Genomic DNA, 10,088 nt, shown 5'->3' with positions numbered 1-10,088 from the left:
ACCTTGTCTGTGACACGAATAATTCCCTTCGGGGAAATTCAACCAGCTAAACATAGAACTATTACTGATGGAATGATACGCTATTTTTCGGGTATAGGATCTCTAAGATCACCCAGGGGGGATACATCTATCCTCTATTCAGTAAAGATTATACTATATTTGTCAAAGTTGAATCATCCATTAGGGAGAATTTTAATAGAAAACAATTAAAGAAATGAATTAAGATCCGATAGGATTTTATACAAATTTAAAAATTAAGAAAAGTTGTTAATGTTCGTTAGATTATTAGAAAGTTTTCTATCAAATGTTACAACTACATTATACAAGGGGGATATTAATGAATGCAGAAAATAAAAATATACAAAGATTTCTTCAATCAGCATGTAGATTTATTTCTACAGAAGAAAGATCAATAGAAATACAGGATGAATTAAGAGATCATATTTATAGTTATATCGAAGAATATAAAAACGACGGTATAAGTGAAGAAAGTGCGGTAAATATGGCACTAAAGAATATGGGAGATCCTAATACTTTAAGTAAAAGTTATAGAGATAAAACGTATAAATATAAGAGATTATTTCATGTATTTTTTGTGATTTTACTATTGTCAGTAAATGCATTTAGTATGATTTTATATGACAGAATCGCTGGTATTAATTTATCTATAACGGTTTTCGCAGCTCTATTCATTAATGTATTTTTTGCACTGGACGCTGTAAGTTTGATAAAAGCATTAAAAAAAGATAAGGAGCTATCTAAAGTAGAACCTATATTTTATATTAAATCTTATAAAACCTCTACATGGGATGAAAAAGCAGTGAAATTTTCTCAAATTTTTCTTGCAGGTATAGTCATACTTATTCTTATAAATTATATAACAAGTTTGAAATCAGGACTATCTAATGGAGAATTGGATTTTTTGAGTACGATAGATTATATTACTATTTTACTATATTTTATTATAGCTATATCAATGTATAGCCCTAAAGGAAAAAATGCAATTGTCTATAATGATGGAATTCTTACCTATCAATCTTTTACGCCTTGGGAAAATATTCAGGGATATAGATTAGACAAAGAACTAATAAAGAGTAAGAGCTATTATAGTTTGGTATTATCTCTAAAAAAGGAACCTAAATTTGCATATAAAAATTCGAATATAAAAATTAGTTCATCCCAACTAGGCTTAATAGAGGCGTTATTTAAAAATAAAAATATAAAATCCGTTGGTTAGTGTATAACCAACTAGATTATGAATTGCAATTACAGATAATATAAGGCTAGAGAATGATTTATTAAAAATAGATCAATCTCTAGCCTTTTTGTGTTTACTCATCGAGATTTTTATTGTTTTTCTTTTCAAGCTTTAAGTTGGTTCCTATCACACCTAAAATTATTAAAATTGTTCCAATAATATGATAGTAGTATATGTTTTCATTTAAGAAAATTACCCCAGCAATCATGGTTATTAAAGTACCTAGGTTATTAAATACACTCATCTTGGAAGCTTCTATCTTAGATAATACATAAGTTGATAAAAATGATGTAACTATAGATGATAATATTCCTAAGTAAAATATTGAAATTAAAAATGATGGTTCTGAGAATGGGCTAAAATAGCTATTTATATTTCCGTTTATTATTCTTTGAGTTAATGATAGAGTGTTAAAACTTATAAATCCCACAAAAATCATAGCATATGTTAAATCAATTACTCTATAATCCTTTGTCTTTTTTCTGGCTAATATGTTATAACAAGCAGATGACAGAGCTGAAATAACTACTAGTATAATTCCAATAAAGTTGTTGGAATTAAAAGAAACACCTTTGCTTACAAAAATATAAATTACTCCTATAACTGACAATGCCAGAGAAATCTTTTGAACTAAGCTTGCCTTTTCTTTTAAAAATATAGTTGCAAGAATAATAGTGAATATAGGTATTGTAGCTTGAATAATTCCGGCTTCTGATGAAGATATATATACCAATCCAAATGATTGAAATGCAAAGAACAATGTTGGATAGAAAATAGACAACGGTAAAATTGAAACTATATCTTCTCTTGTTAGGTTTATTTTTATATATTTCAATAAAATAGGTATAGACAATACTATAAATGAAACAGTAAACCTATGTGCAAGTATATTTAAAGGGTCAGTAGTTTTTAGCGCAACTTTTACAAATAAAAACGATAGTCCTATAATAAACGAATAAAGAATAGCTGCAGAGTAAATTTTTATGCTTTTTTCTTTCATAATATAAACCTCCTTTTGGCGTATTATATATATTCTAAGGTATTACCTACCAACATACAACATGTATAACTATTTTGTGTTAATACAATTACAAATATAATTGACAACTACAATAGTCGAAGGTCTTAATAATAAAAGATGAGTAAATAGCTTGGGTTTTATGATACTTGAAAATTATATGAACTATTAGTTAGTAAAAAATATATATATGTATATATACGAACTATATAGAAGGGCTATGGAATTAATATTCGAAAAATATATTGAAAAAAATACATTTATAAAGTATAATTATAAATATAAGGTTATTATAACGAACTATATTATAAAAAAGACATCAAATAGGAGGACTTTATGCAAGTATCAGAGAATATTAAAGGTAATTTTTTAGATAAGACTTTTAAATTAACAGAGAACAATACCAATATAAAAACAGAAGTAATAGCTGGAATAACGACATTTATGACAATGGCATATATACTTGTTGTTAATGCGAATATACTTGGAGATGCTGGAATGGACAAAGGTGCAGTATTTGCAGCAACTGCTATATCAGCATTTATAGGAAGTTTGGCGATGGGAATTTTAGCTAATTACCCTATAGCTCTGGCGCCAGGTATGGGACTTAATGCATTTTTTGCCTATACCGTGGTTTTAAGTATGGGATATGATTGGCAATTTGCATTATGTGCAGTACTAATAGAGGGAATAATATTTATATTACTAACAATAACAAACGTTAGAGAGAAAATAATAGATTGTATACCAGGAATTTTAAAGCATGCGGTTACTGCTGGAATAGGGCTATTCATAGCTTTTGTAGGACTGGCAAATGTAGGGTTAGTAGTAAATGGGGCTACGATATTATCATTAGGTAATGTAAAGGATCCATTAGTACTATTAACTATATTTGGGGTATTATTAGCATCAGTATTATTGGCTAAAAATGTAAAAGGGGCATTCCTTTTATCTATGCTAATAGTATCGGCAGTAGGTATGATATTTGGAATAGTTGATCTTCCAAATGGTGTAGTATCTTCAGTCCCATCTTTAAAACCTATATTTTTACAGGCATTATCAGTTCAAAAGAGTCAAATATTTAGCTTTGATATGTTAGTAGTAGTATTTACATTTTTATTTGTTGATTTGTTTGATACAGTAGGATGTTTGGTAGGTGTAGCTTCTAAGGCAGATTTGTTAGATGAAGATGGAAAATTACCAAGAGCTAAACAAGCATTATTTGCAGATGCCATAGCAACCACATTAGGAGCTCTTATAGGAACTTCTACAGTTACAGCATATGTTGAGAGTGCAGCGGGTATAGGTGAAGGTGGAAAGACAGGGCTTACAGCGATTACAACTGGAGTATTATTCTTGTTATCACTATTCTTTGCTCCAATATTTACAGCTATACCAGCACAAGCAACGGCTCCAGTGCTTATATTAGTAGGAGTTATGATGGCAAGTTCATTAACTAAAATAGATTTTACAGATTTCACAAATGCAATACCAGCATTCCTAACATTTGCTATGATGCCATTAGCATATAGTATAGCTGATGGAATAATATTTGGTATGATATCATTTACTGTATTAAAGATAGCTACTAAGAAAAAAGAAGAAGTAAATATTTCATTAATAATAGTATCGATATTATTTATATTAAAGTTCGTATTTTTAGGAAACTAATATACAATATTTAAAAATTATATATATTATAAAAAACTATAGCAGAATCGGTGTATAAATTGATTTTGCTATAGTTTTTTTATTATCATAAGTCTATATAAATTAGACAATAAATTTAAAAAAAACTATATGAAAACGTTTATTAAAAGAATTAACAGAAAACACCTTGAAACTTAAATTTATAAGATGAAAATAGATAATAAGAATAAAAAGTATAGATTTAAAAGATTAGTTAGCCTTACAAATAAAAAGGAAAATAAATTTTATTTAAAATTTTCAAATATCGGTTGATAAAATATGTATATTATTATAGAATTTAAGTATAACATTCGTATAATGATACGAATAATTCGTTTTCAAAAAATAAAATTTGTATAGTAGAAAGGGGATTTGTAATGAAAGTAGCAGTTATCATGGGTTCTAAATCGGATTATCCTAAATTAGAAGAGGGGATAAATCTATTGGAGAAATATGGAGTAGAAGTTGTATCAAGGGCTTTATCAGCACATAGAACTCCAAAACAATTAGCAGAGTTTTTAGAGGAAATAGAAGATGATACAGATGTAATAATTGCAGCAGCGGGGAAAGCAGCACACCTACCAGGTGTAATTGCATCTCATACTTTGATTCCGGTAATTGGATTACCTATCAAATCATCAACAATGGATGGATTAGACTCACTTTTATCAATAGTTCAGATGCCAAAGGGAATACCTGTTGCGACAGTAACGATAGATTTAGGATTAAATGCAGCGTTGATGGCTCTACAAATCATGACATTGAAATATCCTAAACTAAAAGAAAATTTAAAATTATATAGAAAAGAAATGGAACAAAAAGTATTAGAAGATGATAAAAATTTAAGGGGGTAATAACTATGTTATTATATGAAGGAAAAGCTAAGCAAATATATTCTACAGAAAATGAAAATGAGTACGTTGTATATTATAAAGACGATGCAACAGCATTTAATGGAGAAAAGAAGGCAGAAATATCTTCAAAAGGTATATTAAATAATAAGATATCAACTATAATATTTGAAATGTTAAAAGAAAATGGAATAGAGAGTCATTTTATAAAAAGCTTATCAGATAGAGAAATGTTAGTTAAAAAGGTTGAAATACTTCCACTAGAAGTAATAGTAAGAAATATAACGGCTGGATCATTTTGCAAAAGAGTAGGAATAGAAGAAGGATTGGTTTTAGATGAACCTATATTTGAAATATGCTACAAAAATGATGAATATGGGGATCCTTTATTAAATGATGACCATGCAGTAGCTATGAAATTGGCAACAAGAGAAGAATTAAAATTCTTAAAAGAAGAAACTTTAAAGATAAATGAATTGATGAAAGAATTTTTCTTAAAAATGAACTTAAAATTAGTAGATTTTAAAATAGAATTCGGTAAAGATACAGATGGAAATATAATATTGGCAGATGAAATATCTCCTGATACTTGTAGACTTTGGGATGTAAATACAAATGAAAAATTAGACAAAGATAGATTTAGAAGAGATCTTGGGGACCTTGTAGAAGGTTATACTGAAGTTCTTGCAAGAATGAATAATAAGTAGGGGGAAGGCACATGTGCGGAGTTATCGGTATTTATTCAGACAAGGATGTAGCTAAAGAACTATATTATTCTTTATACTCTATACAACACAGAGGGCAGGAAAGCTGTGGAATGGCTGTATTAGATGGAGATGATATTAATTACAAAAGAGATATGGGATTGGTTGGAGATGTTTTCAAAGAAGATGAACTGTCCCAATTGAAAGGTAATATTGGGATAGGACATGTTAGATACTCAACAGCTGGTGGAAGCCATAGTGCCAACTGCCAACCCTTAGTAGGAAGCTGTAGAAGAAGAAAATTAGCTATAGCTCACAACGGTAATTTAGTAAATGCAAACTATCTTAGAGAAATGCTAGAAGAAGATGGGTATATGTTCCAAGCCAATTCGGATACAGAAGTAATATTATATATACTTGCTAGATATTACAAGGGAGATATGGTAGAGAGCCTAAAGTTAACTATGGATCAAATAAAAGGTGCATATGCTCTTGTAATAATGGGAGAAGATGAACTAGTTGCAGTTAGAGATCCCCATGGATTTAGACCATTAGTAATGGGTAAAAAGGGCGATGAATATATATTTGCATCTGAGAATTGTGCAATAGATATCCTTGGTGGTGAGGTTATAAGAGATGTAGAACCAGGAGAGATAATAATAGTTAAAGATGGTAAGGCAAAATCTTATTTTTATAGTGAAAATTATAGACCTTTAAAGAAAAGCTGTATATTCGAACATATTTACTTCGCTAGAAACGATGCTACTATAGACAATTTAAATGCATATGAGTTTAGAATCAGATGTGGAGAGATATTGGCAAATGCAGATGGAGACATAAATGCAGACATGGTTGTTCCAGTTCCAGATTCAGGTTGGGCAGGAGCTATAGGATATGCAAATGCTAGTGGGCTTAAAGTGAGTGAAGGGCTTGTTAAAAATAGATATGTGGGTAGAACATTTATTAAACCTACACAAGAAGAAAGAGAAATTGCTGTAAAGATAAAACTAAACCCATTGGCCTCTGTAATAAAAGGAAAATCGATAGTTTTGGTTGATGATTCAGTAGTTAGAGGAACAACATCTAAACGAATAATAAAATCCTTAAGAGAAGCAGGAGCAAAGGAAATACATCTAAGAGTAACTTCTCCTCCAGTTCAGTATTCTTGCTACTATGGAATAGATACTCCGAATCGCTCAAAGCTAATAGCATCAAACCACAGTATAGAAGAAATGACAAAACATATTGGGTGTGATAGCCTAAGATTTTTAGATATAGAAGGAATGTTAAAAGCAACGGAAAATAAAGCAACGTTCTGCAAGGCTTGTTTTGATGGAGAATATCCAGTTAAGAAAATTGATAAGGAGGAACAAGGTTCATGTTAACTTACAAAGAGTCAGGTGTAGATATAGATGAAGGAAATAGAGCGGTAGACCTTATAAAAAATAAAATAAAAGGGACTTATGATAGTAATGTAATAGGGGATTTAGGAAGTTTCAGTGGACTATATAGCCTAAAGGATTTTACATCTATGAAAGAGCCAGTTTTATTAGCATCTACTGATGGAGTTGGTACTAAATTAAAGCTAGCTCAGATGATGGATAAACATGATACAGTTGGAATCGACCTAGTTGCAATGTGTGTAAATGATTTAATATGTCAAGGGGCAAAGCCTTTATTCTTCCTAGACTATATAGCTACTGGGAAACTAGTTCCAGAACAAATAGAAAAAATAGTTGGTGGAATAGCTGACGGGTGCAAGATGTCTGGATCTGCATTAATAGGTGGGGAAACAGCTGAAATGCCAGGAATGTATGCAGCTGATGATTACGATTTGGCAGGTTTTTCTGTAGGTATTGCAGATAAAGAAAAAGTAATATCAGGAAAAGATGTCAAAAAAGGAGACGTGTTGGTAGGAATATCATCAAGTGGGGTTCACAGTAACGGGTATTCTTTTATCAGAAAGATATTTTTAGATACATATAATTATAAACTAGACCAATATGTAGATGAATTAGGAATGACAGTGGGGGAAGCACTTTTAACTCCGACAAAAATATATGTTAAATTAGTTTTAGATTTGATAAAAGAACATGAAATAAAATCTATAGCACATATAACTGGCGGTGGAGTTATAGAAAATATAGTTAGAGTTATACCTAAGGGATTAGGACTTGATATTGAGTTAAACTCATGGGAAAAACCACCTATATTTAAGATGATAGAAGGGTTCAACTCTATAGACACAAGAGAACTTCATAAGAGCTTTAACATGGGGGTTGGACTTGTATTAATAGTTGATGAAGATAAAGCTGATGATGTAATAGCTTTTATAAACAATAGAGAAAATGATAACTTAGAATATGTGGACGAAAAATACTCGAAGTTATTTGAAGATAAAGCATATAAAATAGGTAAGGTAGTAGATAGTCACGAAGGTGTAGTTTTATGCTAAACATTGGAGTTTTAATATCTGGTGGAGGAACTAATCTGCAAGCTATTATAGACGCAAGCGAGTCAGGGGAAATAAATGGTGCCGTTAAGGTTGTTATTTCTAACAAAATAAATGCATACGGACTAGAAAGAGCGAAAAATCACAATATAAGATCTATATATGAAACAGATGAAGACAAGATTATAGAGATATTAAAAGAAAACAAAATAGATGTAGTTGTTTTAGCAGGTTATTTAAAAATAATTAGTCCAAAGTTTGTAAATGAGTTTAGGAATAAAATGATAAACATACATCCGTCTTTAATACCTTCATTTTGTGGAGCTGGATTTTACGGACAAAGAGTTCATCAAGCGGTTATAGATTACGGAGTCAAAGTAACTGGTGCTACAGTTCACTTCGTAGATGAGGGAGCAGACACGGGGCCTATAATTATGCAAGATGTAGTAGAAGTTGATAAAAATGATGATGCGAAATCTCTAGCAAAAAAAGTGCTAGAGGTTGAGCATAGAATTTTAACAAAAAGTATAAGTCTATTATGCGAAAACAAATTAAGTATTCAAGATAGGAGAGTGTTCATTAATGAGTAAGAGAGCTTTAATAAGTGTCACAGATAAAAGTGGAGTAGTTGAATTTGCAAGAGAACTTAATAATCTTGGCTATGAAATAATCTCAACTGGAAACACATTTAAAACATTACAACAAAACGGGGTTAAAGCAATACAAATTGATGAGGTTACAAAGTTTCCAGAGATATTAGACGGAAGAGTAAAAACTCTAAATCCATATATACACGGCGGTATTTTATATAAAAGAGATGATGAAAATCATGTTGCTACAGTAAAAGAACACGGAATAGAATCAATAGATTTAGTAGCAGTAAACTTATATGACTTTGAAGGAACATTAAAAGCTGGAAAAAGCCATGATGAGATGATAGAAAATATAGATATTGGTGGACCATCTATGATACGTTCTGCAGCTAAGAACTATAAAGATGTAATAGTGGTAGTAGATGTAAATGATTATGAGGGAATAATAGAAAAATTAAAAACTGACAGCTTGACATTAGAAGATAGAAAAAACCTATCTTATAAAGCTTTCTCAACTACAGGGAGATATGATGCTTTGATATCAAGTTATTTTGCTGGAGAAGTTGGAGATAAATATCCAGAAATACTAAACTTAACTTTCCAAAAAGAGCAAACTCTAAGATATGGCGAAAATCCACATCAAAATGGATTTTTATATGCCGAGTCAAACGCTAAAAATCCGATATTAAACTATGAACAATTAAATGGAAAAGAACTTTCTTTCAACAATTTAAATGATTTACACGGTTGTTTAGAAGTTATGAGAGAATTCAAAGATAATGATGAAGTAGTTTCAGTAGCTATTAAACATGCAAATTCTTGTGGTGTAGCATTAGGAAAGGATGCCTTTGAAGCTTATACAAAATGTTTTGAAGCCGATAAAGTATCGATATTTGGTGGTATAGTAGGAATAACTTCTACTATAGACAAAGCTACAGCACAAAAATTAAGTGAAATATTCTTAGAAATAGTAGTAGCTTATGATTTTGAAGAAGAAGCTTTAGAAATACTTAAGAAGAAGAAAAACCTAAGAGTACTAAAATTAGCTAAGATAGAAGACAGTTTACAGCCTTATGAAATGAAATACTTAGATGGGAAATTATTAATTCAAGATAAAAACAATAAATTAGCAGATAAACAAGAAGTTGTTACAAAAGTAGAACCTACACAAAATCAACTTAAGGATATGGAATTTGGTATGAAGGTAGTAAAAAACATGAAATCAAATGCCATAGCAATAGTAAAGGATGGAGTAACATTAGCACTTGGCTGTGGTCAAACATCGAGAATATGGGCATTAAAAAATGCGCTTGAAAACAATAAAGATAAAGACTTCAAAGGGGCAGTACTTGCATCTGATGCATTTTTCCCATTTGATGATTGTGTAACTTTAGCACATGAATATGGTATAGATGCAGTAGTTCAACCAGGAGGATCAATAAAAGATCAAGATTCAATAGATGCTTGTGATAAATTTAAAATGACTATGGTGTTTACAGGAGTAAGACACTTCAAACACTAGG

General features: G+C 30.5%; 9 protein-coding genes. 8 read left to right on the top strand and 1 reads right to left on the bottom strand.

Annotation, left to right across the window (positions count from 1 at the left end; genetic code table 11):
• The first annotated feature begins 337 nt into the window (after nt 1–337).
• Entirely contained in the window at nt 338–1,237 is a 900-nt protein-coding gene (locus BUB34_RS09765; RefSeq protein WP_073126871.1) for a permease prefix domain 1-containing protein, read from the top strand.
• A 94-nt stretch (nt 1,238–1,331) separates the two neighbouring features.
• Here the strand turns inward: BUB34_RS09765 and BUB34_RS09760 are convergent, their stop codons facing one another.
• On the bottom strand, nt 1,332–2,258 hold the full coding sequence (locus tag BUB34_RS09760) for a DMT family transporter (RefSeq protein WP_073126869.1): 927 nt from the start codon (nt 2,256–2,258) through the stop codon (nt 1,332–1,334).
• Between the two features lie 354 nt (nt 2,259–2,612).
• On the opposite strand from BUB34_RS09760, the gene BUB34_RS09755 reads away from it, so the two are divergent.
• The 7 genes from BUB34_RS09755 to purH all read left to right on the top strand — a co-directional run bounded on the left by BUB34_RS09755 (nt 2,613) and on the right by purH (nt 10,087).
• Complete coding sequence (locus BUB34_RS09755; protein WP_073126868.1) at nt 2,613–3,947, top strand: NCS2 family permease; 1,335 nt, start codon at nt 2,613–2,615, stop codon at nt 3,945–3,947.
• A gap of 395 nt (nt 3,948–4,342) precedes the next feature.
• Nucleotides 4,343–4,819, top strand: coding sequence for a 5-(carboxyamino)imidazole ribonucleotide mutase (purE, locus tag BUB34_RS09750; RefSeq protein WP_073126866.1), 477 nt, complete (start codon nt 4,343–4,345; stop codon nt 4,817–4,819).
• Between the two features lie 5 nt (nt 4,820–4,824).
• Nucleotides 4,825–5,523 (top strand): phosphoribosylaminoimidazolesuccinocarboxamide synthase, encoded by a 699-nt coding sequence (gene purC / locus BUB34_RS09745; protein ID WP_073126864.1) that lies wholly within the window; start codon nt 4,825–4,827, stop codon nt 5,521–5,523.
• 11 nt (nt 5,524–5,534) lie between these two features.
• Nucleotides 5,535–6,905 carry an amidophosphoribosyltransferase gene (gene purF / locus BUB34_RS09740; protein ID WP_073126862.1) on the top strand — a complete coding sequence of 457 codons (1,371 nt, stop codon included), beginning with the start codon at nt 5,535–5,537 and terminating at the stop codon, nt 6,903–6,905.
• Nucleotides 6,899–7,975 (top strand): phosphoribosylformylglycinamidine cyclo-ligase, encoded by a 1,077-nt coding sequence (purM, locus tag BUB34_RS09735; RefSeq protein WP_073126861.1) that lies wholly within the window; start codon nt 6,899–6,901, stop codon nt 7,973–7,975. Before purF ends, purM begins: the two co-directional genes overlap by 7 nt.
• Nucleotides 7,969–8,562 carry a phosphoribosylglycinamide formyltransferase gene (purN, locus tag BUB34_RS09730; RefSeq protein WP_073126859.1) on the top strand — a complete coding sequence of 198 codons (594 nt, stop codon included), beginning with the start codon at nt 7,969–7,971 and terminating at the stop codon, nt 8,560–8,562. Before purM ends, purN begins: the two co-directional genes overlap by 7 nt.
• The gene (purH, locus tag BUB34_RS09725; protein ID WP_073126857.1) at nt 8,555–10,087 is read left to right on the top strand and encodes a bifunctional phosphoribosylaminoimidazolecarboxamide formyltransferase/IMP cyclohydrolase; all 1,533 of its coding nucleotides are present in this window, start codon (nt 8,555–8,557) and stop codon (nt 10,085–10,087) included. Before purN ends, purH begins: the two co-directional genes overlap by 8 nt.
• The last annotated feature ends 1 nt before the right edge of the window (nt 10,088 follow it).

The sequence above is a fragment of the Asaccharospora irregularis DSM 2635 genome (assembly GCF_900129815.1).
In the GTDB taxonomy this organism is placed as follows: domain Bacteria; phylum Bacillota; class Clostridia; order Peptostreptococcales; family Peptostreptococcaceae; genus Asaccharospora; species Asaccharospora irregularis.
This window is presented reverse-complemented; position numbering and strand designations above follow the sequence as displayed.

Bases quoted from the DNA above. Each gene is read 5' to 3' on its own strand.
- BUB34_RS09755 (WP_073126868.1), top strand. From the start codon at position 2,613: ATGCAAGTATCAGAGAATATTAAAGGTAATTTTTTAGATAAGACTTTT.
- purH (WP_073126857.1), top strand. From the start codon at position 8,555: ATGAGTAAGAGAGCTTTAATAAGTGTCACAGATAAAAGTGGAGTAGTT.
- purM (WP_073126861.1), top strand. From the start codon at position 6,899: ATGTTAACTTACAAAGAGTCAGGTGTAGATATAGATGAAGGAAATAGA.
- purF (WP_073126862.1), top strand. From the start codon at position 5,535: ATGTGCGGAGTTATCGGTATTTATTCAGACAAGGATGTAGCTAAAGAA.
- purC (WP_073126864.1), top strand. From the start codon at position 4,825: ATGTTATTATATGAAGGAAAAGCTAAGCAAATATATTCTACAGAAAAT.
- purE (WP_073126866.1), top strand. From the start codon at position 4,343: ATGAAAGTAGCAGTTATCATGGGTTCTAAATCGGATTATCCTAAATTA.
- BUB34_RS09760 (WP_073126869.1), bottom strand. From the start codon at position 2,258: ATGAAAGAAAAAAGCATAAAAATTTACTCTGCAGCTATTCTTTATTCG.
- purN (WP_073126859.1), top strand. From the start codon at position 7,969: ATGCTAAACATTGGAGTTTTAATATCTGGTGGAGGAACTAATCTGCAA.
- BUB34_RS09765 (WP_073126871.1), top strand. From the start codon at position 338: ATGAATGCAGAAAATAAAAATATACAAAGATTTCTTCAATCAGCATGT.